Genomic DNA, 23,154 nt, shown 5'->3' on the forward strand with positions numbered 1-23,154 from the left:
GCGCCTGCACGGCGAGCTCGGCCACGTCCCACCCGCCGAATACGAGGACCTACACGCGATGACCCGACCGGTCACCGCACCCCTGGAAACCAGCTAAACAACTCTCCATCAAACCCGGGGCTTGACAATCACCTGGCCGTGGAGCAGCGTGCACCTGGCCGTGGAGCAGCGTGCCGATCTGAGCGACGCAGGGCGCCTTGTAGGGGTAGAGCCGGCGAATGACCAAGTTATGGCCTGGGTCGACCGGGAACCCCAAATTATCCTCTCCTGATGAGGCAACCGCTCTCTCGGCTGCAACGCATGGCTCGGCATCCCAGCGTCTGGGTGCCCCTGGCTGTGCTCGCCGCCGCCGGGGTACTCGTGCTGCTGCTGGGGCCGGTCGCCTGGTGGGCCACCCCGGCCAAGCATCTCCAGGGCAAGGACAAGGCCGACGCCCGCAACGCCACCCGGCAGACTCTGCTCGCCGCGGTCGGCGGCGTGGGCCTGCTCACCGGCGCCGCGTTCACCGCCCGCACCTTCTACCTGACCCGCCGCGCACAGTTCACCGACCGCTACACCAAAGCCATCGCCCAACTCGCCTCCGAGAAGCTCACCGAACGCCTCGGCGGCATCTACGCGCTAGAACATTTGATGGCCGAGTCTGAGCGCGACCATCCCACCGTGGTGGAGGTGCTCGCCGCGTTCATCCGCGAGCACACCCGCGACATGCCGGCAGAGCCAGCGGACGACAAGTGGGCCACTTGGGCGCGGCCGGCCGCCGATGTGCAGGCCGCGCTCACCGTGCTGGGCCGACGTCCCACCCGCGACGAGCCTCTGCCCGTCGACCTATCCAACGCCCGGCTGCGCCGCGCCGGGTTACGCGGGATGCGGCTACCAGGCGTGATCCTGCAGAATGCCGACCTGCGTGGCGCCGACCTCTCCCATGCCAACCTGCTCGGCGCCGAGCTGTTCCGTGCCCGGCTGCGTCACGCGCGTCTTCAGGCAGCCATACTGCGCCACGCACGACTCTCGGAGACCGACCTGTCCCTGGCCGACCTAGGCAAAGCCAGCCTGCAGGGTGCCCGATTCACCGGCGCGGACCTTACCGACGCATTCCTGAATGAAGCCCATCTCGATCACGCGATCATGCACAAGACAAAGCTCGACGGAGCCGTACTGGTGGGGGCCCGCCTAGTGTCCTGAGTCGTTAAATCGATGTCGGTGGGTACGTGTGGTGGATGCCTTCTCCGGTAGCCGTCCCGATCGTGCTCACCGACGACGAACGCGAGCAGTTGCTCGCCTGGTCGCGTCGGCCGTCGTCAGCCCAGGCACTCGCCGCCCGATCGCGGATCGTGCTGGCCTGCGCTGAGCATCCGGCTGACACGAACGTGCAGGTCGCTGACCGGCTCGGGGTCTCCCGGAACATGATTCACAAGTGGCGTAACCGGTTCGCCTCCCACCGTCTCGACGGCCTCGTTGACGAGCCCCGTCCCGGCCGGCCCCGCACGATCGCCGACGCCGACGTGGAGCGGGTGATCACCGCGACCCTGGAGACCTCCCCGAAGGACGCCACCCACTGGTCGACCCGGTCGATGGCCGCACATGTCGGCTTGTCGCAGACCGCGATCTCGCGGATCTGGCGTGCGTTCGGCCTGCAACCCCACCGGCAGGACACCTGGAAACTGTCGAAGGACCCACAGTTCATCGACAAGGTCCGCGACGTCGTCGGCCTCTACCTGAACCCGCCCGAACGCGCCGTGGTGCTCTGCGTGGACGAGAAATCCCAGATCCAGGCCCTCGACCGGACCGCACCGATCCTGCCGATGATGCCCGGCACCCCCGAACGAGCCACCCACGACTACGTCCGGGCCGGCACCTCCAGCCTCTACGCCGCCCTCAACCTGGCCACCGGCAAGGTGATCGGCTCGCTGCACGCCCGCACCCGGGCGATCGAGTTCAAGAAGTTCCTGGTCACCCTCGACCAACAGGTGCCCGCTGGTCTCGACGTACACGTCGTGCTGGACAACGCCTCCACCCACAAGACTCCGGCGATCAAACGGTGGCTGACCGCCCATCCGCGGTTCGTCCTGCACTTCACCCCGACCAGCAGTTCCTGGCTCAACCTCGTCGAACGCTGGTTCGCCGAGCTGACCACCAAGAAGCTGCAACGTGGCACCCACCGCAGCGTCCGCGAACTCAACACCGACATCCGGCAATGGATCGAGACCTGGAACGACGACCCCAAGCCCTACGTCTGGACCAAGACCGCCGACCAGATCCTCGACTCCATCGCCCGCTACTGCGGCCGTATTAACGACTCAGGGCACTAGACAGTGTCGACCTCACCACGGTCCACGGCCTCACCCGCGAGCAGGTCCAGGACGCATATATGAACGACCAAACGCGGCTACCTGGGGAGTTACCCTCCCGCGTCCCTTCACTTCAACGGATACCGCCGATCTCCATAACCTTTCCGGATATTCCGATCACCTCAGACCTTCTACGCACTCTGGACAAGACTGAAGAACGGGACGGCAATCAGCGCGAGGACCCCGCTTCCACCGACAGCCCGGAGAGCCCGTCCTGACCTACCGTCGCGCCAATCCCGATGGCCGGGGCTCACACCCCTCAAGGGTGCTCTCGCCCGAGCAGCCGGGCCCTCCGTGCACTGCCCGACGGCGGGGGCGCCCGCGCCCGCGCAGTACCTGCACCCAGCGTTGCGTCTCGATGCCGAACTGGCCAGGTAGCGTCGCGACGAGGCGGTGCCAGCAACTGGAGGTGTACCCGTACTCGATCCTGAACGCGGCCGTCGGCACTGTGATAACCCCCGACAGCGCCCGCTGCCAGGGGAACTGCTTCACCTCCACGTGGACCCTGCCGCCCACCGTCTTGTCGGTGGGTCGAGACGTCGAGTCCAACGCCATCTTCCAGACCAACATCCCGCGCAGGTGGCCTGCTGAACAGCTTCTACATCAACAACCGGGTCATCGAGAACGACGGCCAACGGGCTCATCGCCGTCACCCCTGACGCCGCGGCCATCACCACCGGAGCCAGCAGCGGACGCGTGACCGTGACCGTCGAGGTCAGACAGTCGCTCCCGGCGCACGTCGAAACCGGCGACTGGGACGAGGTCATCGAAACCGACTTCCACGCCAGCACCGGCGACGTTGTCGTACGAGCCCTCATGGACGACCCGCCGCCGCTGCCCGCGCTGACCACCAATGGGCCGGGAACGTATCGATTCCGGGTCCATGCCGCCGGCCGTGATCTCCATCCGGACGCGGTCGCCTTCGAACCGACCGAGAGCTACTTGATCCAAACATGGCCCACAGCGGCGCCGCAGGCAGAAATCGTCTACCAGCAATCCGACACCGTAGGCGCGGAGCTGAGGCGCTCCGCAACTACCGCCGCATTGAGCGAGGCGCCATCACCGCCGCGCCCGCCGGCACCAAGACCAGCGCTCAGCAGCGACACCGACCACTCTGCAGAACCGCGCGAGTGATGACCAAGCACAAACGGCAGGAAGGGCCATCGTTCTCGATGTCCCGAGTTCCGGCGCCACCGTCCGGTTCGGTCTACCGCGTGTGTCTTCGAGAATGGGTCCGCTTACGCATGGTGATGGGCCGGAGTTCCACTGCTTGCGTTGTCTGCCGCGTTGCTCGCTGCGGAGCGGTCAACCCTGACGATCGTCGGGGGTGCGGTGTTGCCGTTCGGCTCGGGTTGCCGGTCGTTTTCGTTTCTACGGTCAGTCCCCATGGAACAAGGAACACGAGAGAAGATCCGGCTGCTGGGCGCGTTGGGCATCCTGGGATCGGCGGCGGCGATGGTCGCCTGGCTTGCTCCGGGCGGGCTGGGCCGGGTCGGGGCAGTGGAGGTCACCGGCGGAGCCTCGGCGTCCGGATATCGATCGGTCACCGCGGCGGTGGCGGGCGCGTCGTCGTGGCTCGGCCCGCTCCTGGAGGTGGCCACCGAGGGCACTCTGGTGATCCTCGGAATGTCGCTGGCCTGGATGTGGTGGACAGCGATGCGCCGCCGGGACGGGCGAGGGATCGCCGGGACCGTGCTGACCGGTTTCGGTACCGTCGTGGCGTACGCCGTCAGTGAAGCGATCAAGCTGGTGGTGGATGAGGAGCGGCCGTGCCGTGCGCTGCGTACGGGGGTCGAGTTGATCGCCGACTGTCCCGAGGCCGGGGACTGGTCGTTCCCGAGCAACCACGCCACCCTGGCGGCTGGGTTGGCCGTCGGGTTGGCGGTGCTGTGGCCGCGCCTTGTCGTGGTCACGTTGCCGCTGGCCGGGGCTGCCGCGTTGCTGCGTGTCCTGGTGGGGGTTCATTACCCACACGATGTGCTGGCCGGTGCGATTCTCGGTGGGGCGGTGGTGGCGGCTACCCTGCTCGCGCTCATGTCGCCTGTCCAGCAGGTGGTGTCATCGTTGTCGAGCAGGTGGTGGAGCAGCGATCCCGGCCTCGTGGGCGACGACCGCGGCCGCGGCTCGGTTGTCCACGCCCAGCCTGGCCAGGATGGAACTCACATGGGCCTTTGCCGTTCCCTCCACCACGTGCAGCCGTCGGGCTATCTGCCCGTTGGACAGTCCGTTTCCGAGCAACGCCAGCACCTCCCGTTCCCGGGCGGTGAGGGCGGCGGCCCGGTTCCGGGCGTTGGAGCGTCGCGTGGCCAGAGTGCCGGCGCCCGTCGCGGCGAGGTGCGCGACGACGCGGGCCGCGACTTTCGGTGACAGGTAGGCGGCGCCGTCGGCCACCGCGCGTACCCCGGTGATCAGTTCCTCGGGTTCGCCGGACTTGATCAGAAAGCCGGCGGCGCCGCCGCCGAGCGCCTGCAGGATGTAGTCGTCCTCCCCGAACGTGGTCAGCATGATCACGCGCGTGGCCGGTACGGTCCTGCGGAGTTCCGCCATCGCTTCGATGCCGTTCATGTCGGGCATCCGGATGTCGAGGACGGCCACCGCCGGACGGTGCCGCCGCGCCAGCTCCACGGCGTTGTGCCCGTCGCCGGCCTCGGCGATGACGTCGATGTCCGGATCCGTGGCGAGTACCGCGCGCAGCCCCGCCCGGATCATCGGCTCGTCGTCGGCGATCAGGACCCGGATCATCGGGCACTCATGGAGTGACCGTGTCCCGTGACACCAGGACGTCGTCCCGGAAGCAAAGCCGGTAGGCGTCTCCGGAGCGGGAGTCGAACCGGTCGGCCGTCATCGCATAGTACTCGCACGTCGTGCCGTCTCCTGTCGGCTCGGCGGTCAGCGGTCGGTGGCCCGTCTGCCGCCGCGGCAGGAGACGCTCCACCTCGGAACGATCTTGCCCGATACGCAGGCGGGCGTAGTCGCCCGGCTCCAGCACCGCCTGTGACGCGGACAACGTCTCCCATCCTGCCAGGGCCCCGCTCAGCAGCGCACCGGTGACCAGCGGCACCATCACCGCGATGACCAACGACCGGCCCACACGCCGCCGGGCGCGGCGATGTTCCTGCGGCAGCGCCCGGTCGGTCCGAGGGGCCGCCGGCGGTGAAACGGGGCTATGCGGGATCCGCGCGGTGACGGCGAAACCTCCGTGGTGCGGGCCGTACTCGAAAGTGCCGCCGACCAGCCGCACTCGTTCGGCGAGACCGACCAGGCCACGCCCGCCGCCGCCGCGAGGCCGGGACTGCAGGCCAGCACGCGACGATGGCGGGCCGTTCTCCACCACGATCGCCGTCTCGGCCACCGTATGCGTCACAGAAATGATCGCCGTCGCTCCAGGCGCGTGTCTGGCCACATTGGTCAGCGCCTCCTGCGCGACCCGGTGCATGGCCCGCTCGGCCATCGGCGGCAGATCGCCTGCCTCACCATCGATACGCAGCTCCACCACCAGCCCCGATGCGGACGCCGCAGCCGTCAGCGCCGCGAGATCGGGGCCTTGGGCGTCCATAGGGGCGTTGTCGGTCTGCTCACGCAGGACGCCGATCACCTCGCCGAGTCGTTCCACCGCGGCCGCGGCCCGGACCCTGAGATCCGCGGCGGCCTTACGGTGGTGCTCTTGCAGGTCCGGCGCGAGTTTCAACGCGCCCGCGGACAGAGCGATCAAGCTGAGGTCGTGGCCGAGCAGGTCATGCATGTCCTGGGCGATCCGCGCCCGTTCGCGCAGCCGCGCCTGTTCGGCGACCAGCCGCTGTTCACGCTGCGCCTGCTCGGCCCGTTCCCAGCCGGCCCGGGCCAGATCCTGATACTGGCGCCAGAATCGTCCCGCGAACCATGGCGACATCGTGGCGGCAACGACCACAATCAGGAACCGGCTCGCCAGCGGCAGCCAGCCGGGCACGACCGAGAACACCACCACACCGGCCGCGAGCACCGCCACCAGCGCGAGCACTGTCGGACCCGTCCGCCCCGGGCGCCGTCCGGCCAGGAACGCGGTAACCACGGTCGGCAGCGCCCACCACACGCTCACCATGCTCAGACCGGCAAACACGATCGCCGACCCCGTCAGAAGAAATCCTGGGTCGACAGCCCGTGCGGTGACAGCCGGAACGGCTGCCACCGCCACCTTGATCGTTGCGCGCTTCACCGAGGCGACGGTACGGGCTGCGGCTGCCGCCCGACACTGCCGAAAGACAAATCAGCGTACGCGCCAGGCGGTACCCGCCGTCCGTCGTCGAGGCCGAGAACCGCCAGGCATCGCACGCCCGAGCCAATCAGTCATCTCAGCGACTTCGTGGCGGCACACACGGCACGAGCGCGCGTCGCGCCATCCTGGGTCATCGCGGTCGACATCTACGGAGAGTGACTCGGCGGCCATGTGCTGACCTCGTCGCCTCCTCGGCCATGGTCAACAAGTGGCTCTCGTTCTCACGAATATTCGCGCTGGCCCGGTCGGCGAGGTGACGCCTGAAGTGACGAACTGAAACAGACCACCGGATCCGTCGATCGAGTCCTACAGAGCGAGCCACGGCTCACGCGGTACTTCGTTCTGATGCCATACAACCTGCCGGCAGGCTTGGCCAGGCCAAAAGGCCAAAGCCTCCGCCGGACCAGTAGTCCTATTCCAGACGGCCGACGCCTGCGGCGCCGGCAGAACTCCGATCAACGCCCGCTACGGCCTCGTCGACCTCCGCAAGTGGCACGGAGAACACGGTGACCGAGTGCCCGCCTGGCAAGCGCCGATCCAAGGCCCACAGGATCGCCCCGAACAGAACCGCAATCAAAACTACAAAAACCATATTGCGGACCGCGGCGCCATAACCAAGATCGGTCACGCTGGCAAAAGGGTACGGATACCAATCAGTCGCCGCACCATGGGCAAACGTGTAACCGATCCACAAAATCGGCCACACCACCGCCCACCCCAATGTCCGCTTGTCCATCCGCGTCCGCGGCCCGAACAACAGCCAGCCGAGCAGCGCCCACCACGGCGCGACGTAGTGGAAGCCCAGATTGGACCACCGGCCGGCGCCGGTCGGGTTCGCCACGCCGGCCAGCACCGTCGCGTAGACCAGGCCGGTGATGATGATTCCCAGCACAGCGTCGAGGCGGATCACCCGCCAGAGCCGGCCATCGCGATCGGGATTCAGCGCGAGGGTCACCGAAACGATCAGCAGCAGGATGTTGCTCTGGATCGTGAAGTAGCTGAACAGGCGAACGAACCGGGTGACCGCCGGCTGCACCACGCCGTCCGCACCCGGCGAACCCTGCGCGGTCAGCACCATCTGGGTCACCAGCGAGCCGAGCACCACGACGGCGAGGAGCCCATGCCAGAGCCGGGCGTAGACACGAGATCCGTTCACCCCGGTAGTAAAGCTTGATCTTGCCGCCCGCGCTACAGCGGCCACCGCCGGGTGGGCGGGCCGGGCGGGAAGAGGCCGCTGTGGGATCAGGGCTTCGGCAGCCGCACCTCGACGCGCAAGCCGGGATGAGCGTCGCCGAGGGTGACCGCGCCGCGATGCCGGCGCACCAGTTCCCGGACGATGGCGAGGCCGAGCCCGGACCCGCCCGCGTCGCGGGCGCGGGCGTCGTCGAGACGGGTGAACCGCTGGAAGACGCGCTGCCGGTCCTCCTCGGGGATGCCCGGACCGTCGTCGGTGACGACGACCAGCAGGTCGGAGCCGTCCTCGGCGACGGCGACCGCCACTGTTTCCCGGCGGTGCCGGCAGGCGTTGTCCAGCAGGTTCGTCACCACGCGGGCCAGCGCGTCCGGCTCGGCGAGCAGTGGCAACGGCTTTCCCGGCTCGTCGAACTCCACTCCGGGATAGCGTTGCACGGCCTCGCCGACGAGCTGACCGAGGTCGATCTCCTCGACCCGCGCGGTGATCACGCCCTCGTCCGAGCGGGCCAGCAGCAGCAGGTCGTCGACCAGCCGGGACAGCCGCTGCACGTCGGCGAGCAGGTCGTCGGTGAGCGCGGGCCAGTCGGTGTCGTCCGGCAGGTGCTGCGCCACCTCCAGCTCGGTGCGCATGTTGGTGAGCGGGCTGCGCAGCTCGTGTGCGGCGTCGGCGACGAACGCGCGCTGCCGCGCACGGGCCGCGTCGAGGCGGTGCAGCATGTCGTTGAGCGTCACCGCGAGACGGTGGACCTCGTCGTGGGAGTCGGGGACCGGCAGCCGGCCGGCCCGCGTGCCATCGGTGATCTCCTCGGCGCCCGCTCGGAGCGCGTCGACCGGGCGCAGAGCCGCGCCGAGCACCCGCCACAGCACGGCGGCGAGCAGCGCGGCGAGCAGCGGATAGAGGATCAGCAGGGTGATCCGGAGCACGTGAACGCTCTGGGCGATCTCCTCGGTGGAGCGGGCCACCAAAATGCGCAGCGGGGCGGTCGGCGGCCCAGCGGTCAGCTGCACGACGCTGGCGGTTCCCTCGTAGCCGATCAGGTAGCCGGCGATCGGCACCTCGTGCCCGTCGGCGAGGCCGTCCAGCTGCTCCGGGGTGAGCATCGGGACGAGCTGGTCGCGGGCGGTGGCGGACACCGCGGCCACCTTGTTGTCCTCGTCGATGACCTGGACCTGCACGTTCGGCGCGACGGCGATCAGGCGGGGCAGCGAGTTGCGGTCGATCAGAGCGGCCACGCCGCGGGCGGTGGCCATCGCCTCGCTGTGCTCCGCCCGGACCTGCGCATAGCCCAGGACCACGATCAGCAGCACACCGCCGGCGGACAGGCCGAGCACGACCGCCATGGTGGAGACCAGCAGCAGCCTGGCCCGCAGGCTGAGCTCACGGAGGCGGCGGCGCACGATCAGCCCGCCGCGACGATGGCGAGCCGGTACCCGGCGCCGCGGACGGTCTCCAGACGCTCACGGCCGATCTTGCGGCGCAGATAGCCGACATACACCTCTACCGCGTTGGGCGCGGTGTCCAGCGCGGCGTCCCAGACGTGGTCCAGCAGCTCGGTCTTGGAGACGACCTGGCCGGGACGGCGCATGAGGTATTCCAGCAGGGCGAACTCGCGGGTGGTCAGGGTCACCTCGGCGCCCGCGACGAGGACGCGGCGCTCCGCCGGATCCAGCTCCACGTCACCGAACGCGAGCACCACCGGGCGGGCCTGCGCGCCGCGGCGCAGCAGGGCCCGGAGACGGGCGAGCAGGACGATGTACGAGAAGGGCTTCGTCAGATAGTCGTCGGCGCCGCAGTCGAGGCCGTCGGCCTGGTCATACTCCCCGTCCTTAGCGCTGAGCATCAGCACCGGAAGCCAGTGCCGCTCGGCGCGCAGTTGCCGCACCACCCGATAACCGGACAGGCGTGGCAGCATCACGTCGAGGATCATCGCGTCATATCCGCCGTGGCGGGCCATCTCCAGGCCGTCCTGCCCGTCGGCGGCGATGTCCACCGCGAAACCCTCGGCCTGCAGGCCACGCCGTAACGCCGCGGCGAGCCGCGCTTCGTCCTCCACCACCAGCACCCGCACCCCCACACCTTGGCATGCCGCTCCGACATTCTCCGACCGGCTCTCAGCGAGGTCTCAGCGGCTCAGGTCAGCGGCTCAGCTCGGCGGCGTCCCGCTCGGGCCGCGCATCCCGCCGGACGGCGGCGCCCCGCCCGGCCCACCGCTCGGGCCGCCACCGCTCGGGCCGCCACCGCCGGGCGCTCCGGAGGGCGCGCCGTCGCCGGTGAGCTGGCCGCCGGTCGGGGTGGTCGTGGTGTCCACGCCCACTTCCAGGGAGGCCGCCAGCCCGCTCGTCACACTGCCGGTGACGGTCGCCAGCTGCATCGCCGCGGAGTCCTCGCCGAACACATTGTCGTCGTCCAGGGAGATCTGGGTGAGGTTGGTGACCGAGGCCTCGTACCCCGTCTGCTTGAAGACCTCGTCGCAGATCTCCTTGGGCAGCGCCACCTGGGAGGTGGCGATCGCCTTGGACGCGTCGGTGATGCTCGCCTGGTCCGGGTAGACCTCGAAGTGGACGTGCGGCCATCGTCCGGAGTAGCAGGCCGGGAAGACGCTGGTGAACCTGACCTCGCCGTTGGCGTCGGCGATCTGAACGCCACGCAGGTAGTTCTGCTCGGTGACGCCGGTGGAGTAGAGCGAGTACTCGCCGGCTCGGTTGCAGTGCCAGACGTAGACGGCCACCCCGGCGTAGGCCGCGCTGGAGTTCGCCAGGTCCTTGATCGTCAGCGTCAGCGTCATCGGGACGCCCTCGGCGGTGCCGGTGAGGTCGCCGAAGCTGGTGCGGATGTCACTGCGGATCACGCCGCTCTCGGTCAGCACGTTGGGGCCGTTCGAGCCGTCGCCGGGGTACGGCCCGGCGGTCTCGTCCGGGATCTCGCCGATCGCCGTGTTGGTCTCGGCGGTGGTGGCGGTCTCCCGGTCCGTGCCGCAGCCGCCGAGGCCGAGAGCCATCGCGCCCAGGCCGAACGCCCGCAACACCTGGCGCCGGCGAATGGTGCCGAGGTCGAAGGCGAGCCCCTGGTCGACCAGTTCTTCGCCGGGTTTGGGCAGCTCATGGCCCTCGTACGTGGTCATCGGTCTCTCGATCCTTTTGTCTCTTATACGAGCTTTTAAGCTATATGCCCATGCTCCCCTAGGGGGCTTTCTCAGCCGGATCACAGCGGTGCGGGAGCAGGATGGGCCTCAGAGATTCGGGAGGTGGACATCGTGTCCGTGTTGAGGTCCAGGCCGGCACTGCGCTGGCTGATCCCGTCGGCAGCCGCGATCGTGGTCATCGGGGGCGGCGCGGCGGCCGGAACGATCGTGGCGAACGCCGACCCGGCGCTGCCCGAGCGCAGTGCCGCACAACTGCTCGTCGACCTGCAGAGCGCCGACCCGGAGGCGTTCTCCGGCACCGTGGTGCAGAGCGCCGATCTCGGGCTGCCGGGCATCGCGGGGCTGCTCGGCAACGCGGCGGGCGGCAGCGGCAACCTGACCAGCCTGATCGCCGGGAGCAACACCGCCCGCGTGTGGTACGCGGGAGAGGAGAAGATGAGGTTCTCGTTGCTCGGCACGAGCAACCAGACCGACGTGATCCGCAACGGCACCGACGTGTGGCTCTGGACGAGTGCCGAGAACACCGGCACCCACCTGAAGCTGCCGGCCGAGGCTCCGCATGCGGACGCGACACCGAGCGGGCTGCCGTCCACACCGCAGGAGGCGGCCGACGCGGCACTGGCGGCGATCGACGACACCACCAAGGTGGAGACGACCGGCGCGGCCGAGGTCGCCGGGCGGGACGCGTACGAGCTGGTGATCAGCCCGCGTGACACCAACTCGCTGGTCGGCCAGGTGCGCCTGGCGATCGACGCCGAGGAGCACATCCCGCTGCGCGTCGACGTCTACGCGAAGAACAACACCAAGCCCGCGTTCCGGGTGGCGTTCGAGCAGATCACCTTCGCGGTGCCGGCCGACTCGCAGTTCACGTTCAACCCGCCGCCGGGCGCGAAGATCACCGAGGAGGCCATCCCGGCCGACGCGCTGAAGCACTCGGCGGCGGAGGCCGAGAAGGCGGAGAAGGCCGCGGAGGAAGCCGTCAAGCAGGCGGCCGAGTCCGACGCCTACAAGGTCGTCGGCCAGGGCTGGACCTCGATCGTCGTGGGCAAGGCTCCGGAACTGCCGAAGGCCGGAGAGCCGAAGGCCGGCGAGGCGAAGACGCCGGAGGGCGCCGACGCGGTCCTCGACGACTTCCTCGGCATCCTCCAGCCGGTGAGCGGTTCGTGGGGCTCGGGCAAGCTGCTCAGCGGCTCCCTGTTCAGCGTGCTGCTGACCGACGACGGCCGGGTGCTCGCCGGCGCCGTCACGCCGGAGGCCCTCTACACGGCCGCCGCTCAGAAGTAGCGTAGCCGGCGTTCCACCCGGGAGCCCTCGCCGCGTCGCGGCGGGGGCTCCCGTCTTCGTGTCAGGCCCGGCCGAGGTGCGGGGCCAGGTCGAGCAGGGTCCGCACGGTGGGCACCCCGGCGCCGGCGTGAACGCCGTGGCGGTCGAGGAGCACCGCGGGCAGGCCGGCGGCCAGGGCGCCGCGGATGTCCTTGTCGAGTGAGTCGCCGACCATCAGCGCCTCGCTCGCGTCCACCCCCAGCAGGTCGACGGCGGCCCGGAAGGCACGCGGGTCCGGCTTGCCGGCGGGCAGCGCCGACGACGCGACCAGCACGTCGATCTCGGCGGCGAGGCCGGTCCGGTCGAGTTTGCGGCGTTGCTGGGCCTCGTCGCCGTTGGTCAGCACGGCCACGGTCAGGCCGGTGGCGCGGGCGTGGCGCAGCGCGGGCACGGCGTCGTCGAAGGCGGCCCAGCCGGACTCGTAGCGTTCCAGGTATCCGGCGAACAAGCCGTCCGCTTCCTCGTCGGTCAGAACGGCGCCCGGGTGGCGGGCCGGGGAGGCCGCCAGGAACTCACGGACCCGTTCGCGGCGCTGCCCGGTGAAGGTGATCTCGCGCCGCTGGTAGCGGGCGTAGTGCGGTTCGGCGATCCGCGCCCAATCGGCGGCCACCCCGGGCCCGGTGATGCCGAGCGTCGCGGCCCAGGAGACGACCGCCGCGCCGGCCGCCGTCTCCTGGTCGACGAGGGTGTCGTCGAGATCGAACAGGACCGCCCGCATGTCAGCAGGCGATCGAGGAGAGGTGCCGGCCCTTGCGGTACTCGTTGACGAGGAGATTGGCCACACCGGGCAGGCCGGTGACGGCGGCGAGCGGGGAGCAGTCGAAGGCACGGCCGGACGTGCGCACCATCAGCGACTCGGCCACCGACTCCGGGCTCGCCGTCTCCGGCAGGGAGTCGCCGGCGGCGGCGTACAGCTTCTTGACCTCGGCGCGGGACTCCGCCTTGGTTCGCGGCCGCGCGTTCTGCTTGTAGGGCAGGTCGTTCAGCGCCACCCGGATCGTCTCCCGCTGCTCGGCGGTGGCCTCGGCGTCCAGGAACACCAGGACCTCGTACCGGTTGACCGGCATCGCCCGCCAGCCGGCGACGAGGAGCACCGCCACCGCCACGATCGCGCCCACCAGGGCACAGACGCCGGCGAGACGGACCGGGCGGGCCCGGCGCACAGCGGGCGCGGACGGCTCGCCCGATTCGACGATGTCGGTCATGCTCACGGGGCCTTCCAGTTCCGGGGCGGTCATCAGCAGACGATCCAGGCCTTCTGGCCGTTGTCGCCGTTGACCCGCGAGACGAGAAGGTCGTCGACCCGGGTGTCGTCCTGCAGGACGTCCAGCGAGCCGCAGTCGAGGCTCCGCCCGCTGGTGGAGATCTTGAGTTGCTCCCGCATGGTGGCGGGGGTCACCGAATCGGGCAGGTCCCTGTTCCTCGACTCCCACGCGGTGCGGAGCTGTTCGAACGTCTCCTCCCGGGTGACCAGGCGCACGCCGTCGCCGGGAACGATGTTCTCCAGCGCCACGCTGATCTCGTTGCGCTGCTCCACGGTGGTCTCGACCTTGAGCACGACGGTGACCTCGTACTGATGGATCGGGGTCGGCCGCCAGCCGGTGAACAGCAGCACCGCCACCGCCGCTCCCGCGCCGGCCATGAGGGAGAGGCCGGCGACGAGCACGAGCCGGTGTGGGCGTGGAGGCGAGGGCGCCTCCGGTTCCGGCGAGTCAGCGAGGTCGATCACGGGCACACAGCCTACGTTCCCGGCCGATGACGTCGAAGGGGTGGGGGCCGGGCGACCGGCACGGACGACGGTCCGCGGCCGGATTCACGTGGCCGGACGTGATGCGGCACGCTCCACCGCTCCGGCGGTCAGCGACGCCACCAGGGCGCCCGCCACCAGCGCCAGCGCCGTCCAGGGGGCGCTGGTCGCGTACCAGACAAGAAGCGGGACCGACGCGCCCGCGGCGACCAGGCCGGCGCCGACCGCGCGGCGCAGGCGCGCCGGAAGCAGGCCGGCGCAGATCCACGGCAGGCGGCCGGCCGGGATCAGCACGCGGGCCGCCAGCGAGATCGTGACGAACGCCATCACCCCGGCGGCGCCCCGCGCCAGCAGCAGCGACGGCGGCCACCAGTGGCCCAGCCCGGCGAGGGCCGCGGTCAGCGGGACGGCGGCGAGCAGGCCGCGGCGCAGACCGGCGAGCAGACCGCGGATCGGCCAGGTGAGGGCGGGCGCGCCGTACCGGTCGGGGTGGTCGGCGGCGAGCCTCCGCAGGCCGAGCATGGCCTCCCGGACCCGCAGCTTCTCGGCGTCCAGCAGGGCTATCGTCCAGCGGCCGTCGGGATCCTCCGGATCCTCGGCCAGGGCGCGCGCCGTCGCCTCGCGCGCGGCGTCCCGGCGGCCCGCGGTCCGCTCCACCTCGGCGAGGGTCATCAGATCGGGTACGGAGTACGGCGCCAGCTCGACCGCACGGGTGGCCGCCTCGCGGGCGGCGCCGAGGTCGCGGCGCAGGATCAGGCAGCGGGCCAGCGACCGGTGTGGTTCCGGCCGGCCGGGTGCCAGCCGGACCGCCTCGCGCGCCGACGCCAGGGCCTCGTCCCAGCGGTCGAGACCGAGCAGGCACTCGGCCTGTTCGATGTGCACGGCGGCGTGGCCGGGAGCGGCGGCGACCGCGGCCGCGGCGCTCTCCAGGGCATCGTCGTGGTGACCTTGCAACCGCCGCAGCCCGGCCAGGAGGCTGAGCAGCTCAGCGTCGGCGGGCGTCTCGGCGAGGCCGGCGCGGACGGCCTGTTCGGCCTGGCCGAGCCGGCCGACGTCGGCGAGCGCCCGGGCCCGGGCGGCCGCGGTCACCGCCTCCCCCGCCCGGGCGCGGCGGCGGTCATCGGGTCCTGCGCCTGGACGCGGCGGCGGTCATCGGATCCTGCGCTTCTTGAGGTAGGCGGCCAGGTCGTCGTACTCGCCGCTCTCGTTGGCGAACATCGCCACGTTGCGGGCGGTGGCGAACCACGCGTCGGTGGACGGGCGCACCTCGCGGGCGGCGGCCAGCATGTCCGCCTGGTTGATCATGCGGATCTCCCCGGTGGCGATGGAGTCGCGCATCGCGTACTCGGCGGCGGTCTCGCACAGGTGCGCCAGGTCGGCGCCGGAGTGGTGCTCGGTCGCGGCGGCCACCGCGGCCAGGTCGATCCCGGCGACCGGCCGGTCCCGCAAGTGGTACTCCAGGATGGCCTCCCGGGCCGCGGAGTCCGGCGGCAGCACCAGCACGGTCCGGTCCAGCCGCCCCGGCCGGCGCAGTGCGGAGTCCACGTCCCACGGCGCGTTCGTCGCCGCCAGCACGAACACCCCGTCGTTGCCGCCGTCCACCCCGTCCAGTTCGGTGAGGAGCTGGTTGACCACGGTGCGCATGGAGGACTGCAGTTGGCTGCGCTTGTGCCCGAGCGCGTCGATCTCGTCGAGGAACAGCACGCACGGCGCGTGCCCGCGGGCGGACTCGAACAGGTCGTGCAGGTTGCGCTCGGAGCTGCCGATCCACATGTTCAGCACGTCGGTGATGCTCAGCGAGATGAAGGCCGCTCCCATCTCCCCCGCGACCGCCCGCGCCAGGAACGTCTTGCCGCACCCGGGCGGCCCGTAGAGCAGCAGCCCGCCGCGCAGGCTCTTGCCGAACAGGGTGCGCATCCTCGGGTTGCGCAGCGGGCCGAGGAACGACACTTCGAGCCGCTTCTTCACCTCGGCCATCCCGCCGACGTCGGCGAGCGTGACCGTGGTCCGCTCGACGTCGAAGGCCCGGTCCTCGTGCCCGCGCACCGGGTCGGGCTCGCCGTCGGCGCGCGCGAACCGCGGCGGCACGACGTCGCCGAACTGCTCCTCCAGCGCCGCCCAGTCCATTCCCGATCCGCCGGCCACGGCCGGCTTCTCACGATCCTCGGCCGGGGCGGGCACGGCCGGAGCCGGCCCGCCCAGCGCCCGGGCCATCACCTGCCGCGCGGCGTCGTTGCCCGGCTCGTGGGCGAGGAGGTGAGCGGCGTGCCCGATCGCCTCGGCGCCCCGGCCCGCGGCCACCAGCATCTCGGCCAGGTGCAGCCGCAGCGTCAGGTCGTCGGGACGCGCCTGCACCGCGGCGGCCAGGCTGTTGATCAAGGCATCGCTCATGACAAGCGATTATGCCCCGCCGCCTGTGGTAGAGAACTCGACCGGCCGCTGTCCGGGGCTGCGGCCTGCCGTTATGCGGTGTCCGGGCATCGCCCGCACGACGGATCCGAGATCACTTCCGGTGGCCGGTTCGCCACGGGCGGATACGATTCGCCCGCACCCGTTCGTATCAGAGGTTCGGCAGCCGCCGTACCGGGCAGGTACCCGCGAGCGTTGGTGCAGTCGTCAAACAACGCCGGGTCGCCCGACCGGGCCCGGTGGGAATCGAGGTCATGATGGCGATCACTCCCGCAGACATCCACAACATGGATTTCCGGAAGCCGCCCATCGGCAAGCGGGGATACGACGAGGAGGAGGTGGACGCGCTTCTTGACGAGGCCGCGCAGGAACTGATCCGGTTGATCGAGGAGAACGGCGCACTGAACGAGCGCCTCCGCCGCACCGGTGGTGGCGGCGAGCCGCCGACCACCGTGCTGGACGGCGAGGCCGCCGAGCTGGCCATCCGCCTCGGGCAGATGCGGGAGGGCCTGGCCCGCGCCGAGCACGAGGCGCGCCGGATGCAGGAGCAGCTGGAGCGCGCGCGCCACGAGGCGCGGACGGCCGGCGCCGCGGCGGCGAGCCGGCAGGACGGCCCGGCCGGAGCCGGTGGCGACGAGCGCGACGTCCGGGTGCTGATGATGGCGCAGCGCACGGCCGACGAGCACGTGCGCGACGCCCAGCAGGAGTCGGACCGGTTGCTCGCCGACGCGCAGGCCCGCGCCGACCAGGTCACCGGCGACGCCCGGCACACGGCGGTCACGATCGAGGCGGACGCTCAGCGGCACCACACCGAGGCGATGGACGGCCTGGCCCGTGACCGCGCCCAGGTGCTGGAGGAGATAGACCGCCTGGGGCAGCTCGCCGTGGGTTACCGCTCGGCGCTGGGCGAGCACGTCAACCAGCAACTACACGATCTCGACGGCACCCAGGGACTCCCGGCGGCGCTGCCCAGCGGGACCGACCGGGCCTGACCGCCCGGGGCGCCGGCCGGCCGGAGACCCCGGCCGGTCAGCGGTTCGTGAGGGTGCGGAAGAAGGCCGTCACGTCGGCGGTGAACAGCTCGGGGACCTCGAGGGCGGCGAAGTGCCCGCCACGGGGGAACTCGGTCCAGTGCGTGATGGTGTCGCGCCGCTCGGCGAGCGGCCGCACCGACTGCACGATGTCGCCGGGCAGGACGGCCACGCCCAGCGGCACCGGGCAGGGCGGTGGCGGTCCGTCGAGGCCGCTCTCCTTGACGAGGCGGGCCGCCGAGCCGGCCGTGCCGAAGAGCCAGTGGTGGCCGATGTTCGCCACGACGCGGTCGTCGGGGACGGGTGTCGCCGGGTCGGCCCAGGTGTCGAACTTCTCGGCCATGAACGCCAGCAGGCCCGCCGGCGAGTCGTTGAGGGCGTAGGCCGGGGTCTGCGGCGTCGCGGCGAACAGGATCTGGTGCGGGTGGCGGTTGGTGGCCAGCCGCATCGTCTTCGCCAGCCGGGCCTGGTCGGCGGGGCCGAGGCCGTCGGGGGACCCCGGTGTGGGCAGGTAGTTGACGTGGACCCCGACCACTCGATCGGGCGCCACCGCCGCGAGCAGGCGGGAGATGCCGGAACCCCAGTCGCCGCCCTGGGCGCCGTAGCGGTGGTAGCCGAGGCGGGACATCAACTCGGCCCAGCCCTCGGCGACGCGCCGCGCGCCCCAGGCCCCGGTGGCCGGGCCGGAGAGGCCGAAGCCGGGGATCGCCGGCGCGACCACGTGGAAGTGCTCGCTCAGCGGGCCGACGACGTCCAGGAACTCGACCGTGGAGCCGGGCCACCCGTGGGTGAGCAGCAGCGGCAGGGCCTTCGGGTCGCTGGAGCGCACGTGGACGAAGTGGACGCGGTCGCCGTGGATCTCGGTGACCTGTTGCGGCAGCGCGTTGAGCTCGGCCTCGTGGGCGCGCCAGTCGAATGCCAGCCAGTGTGCGGCCAGGGCACGGACCCGGCCGGTGGTGATGCCGTAGTCGTCCGGGGCGTCGGCGGGCCAGCGGGTGCGGGCCAGGCGCTCGGTGAGGTCGTCGAGATCGGACTGCGGGACACGAACCCGGAATTCGTTCATGTTACTAACGTTAGAGCCCCTAACGTTAGTGCGTCCAATGTTAGGCTCGACACGTGGATCATCTGCCCAGCTGGCTGCTCAGCCAGGTCTCCTCGCACGCGCACCGGCTCGTCACCGAGGGGTTCGGTGCGGCCGGAGCACGCGGCTACCACTACCGGCTGCTGGACTCGCTGGTCACCGGCGGGCCGGCCAGTCAGGCGGCGCTCGGGCGGCGCACCGGGATCTATCTGAGCGACCTGGTGGGCGCGCTCAACGAGCTGGAGTCGGCGGGGTTCGTGCGGCGCTCGGCGGATCCGGCCGACAAGCGGCGCAACGTCGTCTCGCTCACCGCGGCCGGACGGGAGAGGGCGGCCGAGCTGGGTGAACGCGCGGCGGCCATCCAGGACGAGCTGCTGGCCCCGCTGTCGGCGGCCGAGCGGGAGCAGCTGACCGGCCTGCTGCGGCGGCTGCTCGACCATCATGCGGCTCGGTGACGCGTACGCCGCACAAAGAAAGGCCGCCGTCGCGAACGACGAAGGCCGCCGTCGCGAACGACGGCGGCCTCCCGGCGGAGAGTCGTCAGGCCGGCCGGCGGTAGCCGGCGATAGGCCCGCGATCGATGGTGGCCATCCGCACGTGGTCACCGGTGCTCGGCGCGTGCACCACCGTGTTGCCGCCGATGTAGATGGCGACATGGTGCACATCGGAGTAGTAGAAGACCAGGTCACCCGGCTTCAACTCGCTCCGGGTCACCGACTTGGTGGAACCCCACTGATCCTTCGTGTAATGCTCCAGGCGCACGCCGACCGCCCCCCACGCCTCCTGCGTCAGACCCGAGCAGTCGTAGGTGTTCGGGCCGTTGGAACCGAAGACGTAAGGCTTGCCGATCAGGTCACACGCCTTCTGGGCGGCGCGGCCACCCTTGTCGTTCGTGTACGCGACCGGGCACGGTCCCGTGCGCAGCTCGCCGTCGTCCGCGTTGGCCTTGCCGTACGCCTGGATCCGGAGCTTCTGGAGCTTCGTGATCTCCGACTCGATCGCCGTCTTCTTCGTACCGAGATCGGTGTCACGGACAGCGATCTCGGCCTCGAGCTGGTCGACGGTGGCCTTGTCGGCGGCGTACTTGTCGCGGAGTCTCGAGACCTCGGCGATCGACGCCTCACGGTTGTGGGCGAGCTGGTCGAGCAGTGTCATCTTCTCGGCCAGGCCCGTCGGCGAACCGGTGAGCATCATCGCGTTGACGGCGCCCGGAGGACCCTGCATGTAGGCGTCGATCGCGAGACCCCGGACCTCCACCATGGCCGCGTCCACCTGCTTCTGCAGTGGAGCGAGCGTCGCCGCCAGCTGCTTCTGCTGCTGACGCAGCTTGATCAGCTTGGTGTGGGTGCCGTTGTAGTCCTCGATGACGGGCTCGAGATTGTTCCACTCCTCGTCGATCTGCTTCTCGATGTCCGAGGGGGAGGGCTCCGCGTGGGCGACGGCGGGACCGGTGACCAGGATGCCGGCCGCGGCCACCGCGCACACCAGCACGCGCATGAAGCCGGCGCGGCGCGAGCCAATCCGTTTCACGTAGTGCGTTGTCCTTTCTTCCCACTCAGCCGCCGACCGGGTTAGCTGACGGGTTCGCCGCGGGTAGGCTGCCCGGCCGCGTCGCCGCGGCTTCACCCCAGGTGCTCGGTTCCCCGGCTCGCCGTGAAGGCGATTAGGCGGTGGTTCGCCAGATCGGCCGGATGGACGATGGGGGGCTGGGCGAACCGGGCACCACCGTACTCGGATCAAGACCGCAAATGAAGGTCGCACAGGGGGCCGAACCGTATGTACGGCGGACAATACCCAGCGTCACTAAAATGGCCAGGTGTTCAGCGCCCGCGCGAGCCAGGGCACCACCAGGATCACGGTGGGTAACACCAGCAGGCCGGTCGCGGCGGTCGTCCCGGCCACCGTCAGGGCCGCCGAGCTGCCGCCCGGGCCGTCGAGGCGGGCCAGCCTGCGACGCCGGGATTCACCCTCCGGGTCGGCGGTCACCTCCTCCGCGAGGGGGACCGCGTCGGCCAGCCGGGCCAGCGCCGCCCGCAACGGCCGCGGCCCGGTCCGGCGCCGCGCCGCGTCGTCGGCCACCATCTCCAACAGCAGGTGTACGGCGTCCAGCGGCGCCTTCGAACGCAGCGGCCCCGGCACCGCCCGGTAGAACGCGGTGAACGACTCCATCACCAGCTCGTGCTTGTGCCGCAGGTGGGCCCGCTCGTGCGCGAGCACCGCGTCGACCTGTTCCCGGTCGAGCACCCGCAGCACCCCGTCGCTGAGCACCACCCGCGGATCGCGCCCCGGCACGCAGTAGGCCAGCGGCAGCGGGCCGTCGAGCACCCGCACCTCTCCCCCGCCCAGGTCCTCATGGCGCTCCACCCGGTCGAGCAGGTCGACGAGCAGGCGGTGCCGGGCGCGCCGGGCGCGGGCCCGGGAGCTCACCCGCACCAGCGACACGATCAGCCGGATCACGATGGTCGCGGCCACGGCCAGTGAGAACAACAGGGCCGCGACGGTCTCCGGGTGGCGGGCCCCGGCGGCGCGGGCCACCTCCTCCGGGGCGGCGAGCACCACACCGAGAGCGCAGAGTACGGCCGTGAGCGTCAGTGACTGCCACAGCAGGACACCGGCGACCGGGGCGCGGTCGGGCCACCGGGCGTTCGCCAGCAGTCTCGGCACGGCCAGGGAGAGCGTCAGCCCGAGGGCGCCGAGCAGGAGGGCGGTCACCGCTCGATGTTACGGACCTTTTCGAGGGCCGCCTTCAGCGCTTCGGGCGGCAACTGGCCGACGAAGTACGCCAGGGCGGCATCACGGTCGGGTGTGGCACTGAGTGCGTCCAGCATCACACCGGCGGTCATCTCCTCGCGGGTCTGGGCCGGCGCGTACCGGTAGGCGCGGTCCGCTCTCTGCTGGGTGACGAGGCCCTTCTTGGCGAGCCGGTCGAGGACGGTCATGACCGTCGTGTACGCCAGGTCACGGTCACGGCTGAGCAGCTCGTGCACCTGCCGGACGGTGAGGGGCTCACCCGCGTCCCACAGTTTCGTCATGACCTCGCGCTCAAGGTCGTTCCTTGCCATGTGAGCCACTCTACTTCAATACGTCGTACTACAGGTCGTAGTATCTACTACGAAGCGTCGTAGTTCTCTGTTGGAGGCGGCATGGACGTGCTCGACCTGACCCGGCTTCAGTTCGCGGTCGTGACGATCTACCACTACCTGTTCGTGCCGGTGTCGATCTGTCTCTCCGCCACCGCGGCCGGATTCCAGCTCGCCTGGATGCGCACCGGCCGTGACAAGTACCTGCACCTCACCAAGTTCACCGGCAAACTGCTGATCGTCACGTTCGCGATCGGCGTGGTCACCGGGCTCGTCCAGGAGTTCCAGTTCGGACTCGGATGGAGCGCGTTCGCCCGCTTCTACGGCGACGTGTTCGGTCCCACCCTCGCGATCGAGGGGATGCTCGCGTTCTTCCTCGAAGCCACGTTCCTGGCCCTGTGGTACTTCGGCTGGGACCGCCTGCCCCGGCGCATCCACGCCGCCACGATCGTGATCGTCGCCGTCGGGACGCTACTGTCGGCCTACATCATCCTGGCCGCCAACTCGTTCATGCAGAACCCGGTGGCGTACGCCCTCGACGAGTCCACCGGGCGGGCGCATCTCACCAGCTTCACCGAACTGCTGACCAACGAGGTCCTGCTGGCCGCGTTCCCGCACACCATGGGCGGGGCCGCGATGGCCGGCGGCGGGCTGCTCATGGCCATCGGGATCTGGCGGGTCGCCGCCGACCCGGCGTTCCGCACCCTGTCCCGGGTCGGAGCCTGGGTCATGCTGATCGGCGGGGCGGTGACCGCGATCAGTGGCGACCACCTCGGCAAGGTGATGACCGCGGTCCAGCCGATGAAGATGGCCGCCGCCGAAGCCCTCTACGAGACGACCACGGCCGCGCCGTTCTCGGTCTTCGCCATCGGGGAACTCGGCCACGACCGGCCGTTCTTCAGCATCGAGGTCCCCGGGCTGCTGTCCTTCCTCGGAACCGGGTCGTTCGGCGGCACCGTGCAGGGCATCGACGACCTGCAGGCGGCCTATGTGGCCCAGTACGGGCCGGGCAGCTACGTGCCGATGATCCCGGTCGCGTTCTGGACGTTCCGGCTCATGATGGGCGCCGGGGTGCTCGCGATGATCCTGGCCGCGTACCACCTGTGGTCTCTTCCCGACGCGCGGTGGGGCCGGTTCGCCCTCACCCGCCGCCTGCCGCGCCTGCTCCAGCCGGCGCAGGGGACACCGCGCTGGCTGCGCCGGTTCGTGCTGCTCGGCCCGGTGCTCCCGGCCGCGGCCAACACGTTCGGCTGGATCTTCACCGAGACAGCGCGGCAGCCGTGGCTCGCGTTCGGCATCTCCACGGTGGCCGACGGCGTCTCCCCCGGGCTGACCCGCGCCGAGGTGATCGTCTCGTTGATCGGGTTCACGCTGATCTACGGACTGCTCGCCGTCGCCTGGTACCGCCTGGTCGTGCACCTCTCCCGCAAGCCACTCGCTCCGGCCCCGGAGGCGGTCGCCGACGCCGAGCCCGTGCCCGCCTACTAGCTCCCACCGGCCGGGTTCTCGCCCACCAGTCCGGCCACCGTCCTCGCTCCCTAGTGCC

Annotated in this window: 22 protein-coding genes, 1 pseudogene and 1 riboswitch; of the genes and pseudogenes, 8 read left to right on the forward strand and 15 right to left on the reverse strand. The window is 70.7% G+C overall.

The window, feature by feature from the left end; all coding sequences use genetic code 11:
• Positions 1 to 270 precede the first annotated feature (270 nt).
• From QLQ12_RS40295 to QLQ12_RS40310, 4 genes and pseudogenes are all read left to right on the forward strand, one after another.
• The gene (locus QLQ12_RS40295; RefSeq protein ID WP_282766274.1) at positions 271 to 1,182 is read left to right on the forward strand and encodes a pentapeptide repeat-containing protein; all 912 of its coding nucleotides are present in this window, start codon (positions 271 to 273) and stop codon (positions 1,180 to 1,182) included.
• Positions 1,183 to 1,217: 35 nt separating this feature from the next.
• Positions 1,218 to 2,309: an IS630 family transposase gene (locus tag QLQ12_RS40300; protein ID WP_282766275.1), complete on the forward strand. Its 1,092-nt coding sequence runs from the start codon at positions 1,218 to 1,220 to the stop codon at positions 2,307 to 2,309.
• Between the two features lie 735 nt (positions 2,310 to 3,044).
• Complete coding sequence (locus QLQ12_RS40305) at positions 3,045 to 3,482, forward strand: hypothetical protein (RefSeq protein WP_282766277.1); 438 nt, start codon at positions 3,045 to 3,047, stop codon at positions 3,480 to 3,482.
• A 522-nt stretch (positions 3,483 to 4,004) separates the two neighbouring features.
• Positions 4,005 to 4,364 (forward strand): annotated as a pseudogene (locus QLQ12_RS40310) (phosphatase PAP2 family protein); the annotation flags it as partial.
• 42 nt (positions 4,365 to 4,406) lie between these two features.
• Here QLQ12_RS40310 and QLQ12_RS40315 read toward each other — a convergent pair.
• The 6 genes from QLQ12_RS40315 to QLQ12_RS40340 all read right to left on the reverse strand — a co-directional run bounded on the left by QLQ12_RS40315 (position 4,407) and on the right by QLQ12_RS40340 (position 10,916).
• Positions 4,407 to 5,090: a response regulator gene (locus tag QLQ12_RS40315; protein ID WP_282766278.1), complete on the reverse strand. Its 684-nt coding sequence runs from the start codon at positions 5,088 to 5,090 to the stop codon at positions 4,407 to 4,409.
• Positions 5,091 to 5,097: 7 nt separating this feature from the next.
• Entirely contained in the window at positions 5,098 to 6,540 is a 1,443-nt protein-coding gene (locus QLQ12_RS40320; RefSeq protein WP_282766279.1) for a sensor histidine kinase, read from the reverse strand.
• Positions 6,541 to 7,012: 472 nt separating this feature from the next.
• On the reverse strand, positions 7,013 to 7,756 hold the full coding sequence (locus QLQ12_RS40325) for a Pr6Pr family membrane protein (RefSeq protein ID WP_282766280.1): 744 nt from the start codon (positions 7,754 to 7,756) through the stop codon (positions 7,013 to 7,015).
• Positions 7,757 to 7,842: 86 nt separating this feature from the next.
• Positions 7,843 to 9,150, reverse strand: coding sequence for a sensor histidine kinase (locus tag QLQ12_RS40330; RefSeq protein ID WP_407651692.1), 1,308 nt, complete (start codon positions 9,148 to 9,150; stop codon positions 7,843 to 7,845).
• A 44-nt stretch (positions 9,151 to 9,194) separates the two neighbouring features.
• Positions 9,195 to 9,863: a response regulator transcription factor gene (locus tag QLQ12_RS40335; protein ID WP_282766281.1), complete on the reverse strand. Its 669-nt coding sequence runs from the start codon at positions 9,861 to 9,863 to the stop codon at positions 9,195 to 9,197.
• Between the two features lie 75 nt (positions 9,864 to 9,938).
• Positions 9,939 to 10,916 (reverse strand): intradiol ring-cleavage dioxygenase, encoded by a 978-nt coding sequence (locus tag QLQ12_RS40340; protein WP_282766282.1) that lies wholly within the window; start codon positions 10,914 to 10,916, stop codon positions 9,939 to 9,941.
• Positions 10,917 to 11,048: 132 nt separating this feature from the next.
• Between QLQ12_RS40340 and QLQ12_RS40345 the strand changes: the two genes are divergently transcribed.
• Entirely contained in the window at positions 11,049 to 12,221 is a 1,173-nt protein-coding gene (locus QLQ12_RS40345) for a LolA family protein (RefSeq protein WP_282766283.1), read from the forward strand.
• Between the two features lie 61 nt (positions 12,222 to 12,282).
• Here QLQ12_RS40345 and QLQ12_RS40350 read toward each other — a convergent pair whose 3' ends face one another.
• From QLQ12_RS40350 to QLQ12_RS40370, 5 genes are all read right to left on the reverse strand, one after another.
• Positions 12,283 to 12,978 (reverse strand): HAD family hydrolase, encoded by a 696-nt coding sequence (locus QLQ12_RS40350; RefSeq protein WP_282766284.1) that lies wholly within the window; start codon positions 12,976 to 12,978, stop codon positions 12,283 to 12,285.
• Between the two features lies 1 nt (position 12,979).
• Positions 12,980 to 13,498, reverse strand: coding sequence for a permease-like cell division protein FtsX (locus QLQ12_RS40355; RefSeq protein ID WP_282766285.1), 519 nt, complete (start codon positions 13,496 to 13,498; stop codon positions 12,980 to 12,982).
• On the reverse strand, positions 13,498 to 13,989 hold the full coding sequence (locus tag QLQ12_RS40360; RefSeq protein WP_282766286.1) for a permease-like cell division protein FtsX: 492 nt from the start codon (positions 13,987 to 13,989) through the stop codon (positions 13,498 to 13,500). Before QLQ12_RS40360 ends, QLQ12_RS40355 begins: the two co-directional genes overlap by 1 nt.
• Positions 13,990 to 14,073: 84 nt before the next feature.
• The gene (locus QLQ12_RS40365) at positions 14,074 to 15,096 is read right to left on the reverse strand and encodes a tetratricopeptide repeat protein (RefSeq protein ID WP_282766287.1); all 1,023 of its coding nucleotides are present in this window, start codon (positions 15,094 to 15,096) and stop codon (positions 14,074 to 14,076) included.
• Between the two features lie 60 nt (positions 15,097 to 15,156).
• Positions 15,157 to 16,398, reverse strand: a complete 1,242-nt coding sequence (locus QLQ12_RS40370) for an ATP-binding protein (protein WP_282766288.1) — start codon at positions 16,396 to 16,398, stop codon at positions 15,157 to 15,159.
• Positions 16,399 to 16,670: 272 nt separating this feature from the next.
• Here QLQ12_RS40370 and QLQ12_RS40375 point away from each other — a divergent pair, with 272 nt between their 5' ends.
• Positions 16,671 to 17,408 (forward strand): DivIVA domain-containing protein, encoded by a 738-nt coding sequence (locus tag QLQ12_RS40375; protein ID WP_282766289.1) that lies wholly within the window; start codon positions 16,671 to 16,673, stop codon positions 17,406 to 17,408.
• A 37-nt stretch (positions 17,409 to 17,445) separates the two neighbouring features.
• Here QLQ12_RS40375 and QLQ12_RS40380 read toward each other — a convergent pair whose 3' ends face one another.
• The gene (locus QLQ12_RS40380) at positions 17,446 to 18,510 is read right to left on the reverse strand and encodes an epoxide hydrolase family protein (RefSeq protein ID WP_282766290.1); all 1,065 of its coding nucleotides are present in this window, start codon (positions 18,508 to 18,510) and stop codon (positions 17,446 to 17,448) included.
• A 53-nt stretch (positions 18,511 to 18,563) separates the two neighbouring features.
• Between QLQ12_RS40380 and QLQ12_RS40385 the strand changes: the two genes are divergently transcribed.
• Complete coding sequence (locus tag QLQ12_RS40385) at positions 18,564 to 18,983, forward strand: MarR family winged helix-turn-helix transcriptional regulator (protein WP_282766291.1); 420 nt, start codon at positions 18,564 to 18,566, stop codon at positions 18,981 to 18,983.
• Positions 18,984 to 19,068: 85 nt separating this feature from the next.
• Here QLQ12_RS40385 and QLQ12_RS40390 read toward each other — a convergent pair whose 3' ends face one another.
• From QLQ12_RS40390 to QLQ12_RS40400, 3 genes are all read right to left on the reverse strand, one after another.
• Positions 19,069 to 20,058 carry a C40 family peptidase gene (locus QLQ12_RS40390; RefSeq protein WP_282766292.1) on the reverse strand — a complete coding sequence of 330 codons (990 nt, stop codon included), beginning with the start codon at positions 20,056 to 20,058 and terminating at the stop codon, positions 19,069 to 19,071.
• Positions 20,059 to 20,073: 15 nt separating this feature from the next.
• Positions 20,074 to 20,208: riboswitch (cyclic di-AMP (ydaO/yuaA leader) on the reverse strand.
• Positions 20,209 to 20,331: 123 nt separating this feature from the next.
• On the reverse strand, positions 20,332 to 21,240 hold the full coding sequence (locus tag QLQ12_RS40395) for a M56 family metallopeptidase (RefSeq protein WP_282766293.1): 909 nt from the start codon (positions 21,238 to 21,240) through the stop codon (positions 20,332 to 20,334).
• Entirely contained in the window at positions 21,237 to 21,590 is a 354-nt protein-coding gene (locus tag QLQ12_RS40400) for a BlaI/MecI/CopY family transcriptional regulator (RefSeq protein WP_282766294.1), read from the reverse strand. Before QLQ12_RS40400 ends, QLQ12_RS40395 begins: the two co-directional genes overlap by 4 nt.
• Before the next feature lie 81 nt (positions 21,591 to 21,671).
• Here QLQ12_RS40400 and QLQ12_RS40405 point away from each other — a divergent pair, with 81 nt between their 5' ends.
• Positions 21,672 to 23,096 carry a cytochrome ubiquinol oxidase subunit I gene (locus QLQ12_RS40405; protein ID WP_282766295.1) on the forward strand — a complete coding sequence of 475 codons (1,425 nt, stop codon included), beginning with the start codon at positions 21,672 to 21,674 and terminating at the stop codon, positions 23,094 to 23,096.
• Positions 23,097 to 23,154 lie beyond the last annotated feature (58 nt).

This window comes from Actinoplanes sandaracinus, assembly GCF_030009775.1.
Lineage (GTDB): Bacteria > Actinomycetota > Actinomycetes > Mycobacteriales > Micromonosporaceae > Actinoplanes > Actinoplanes sandaracinus.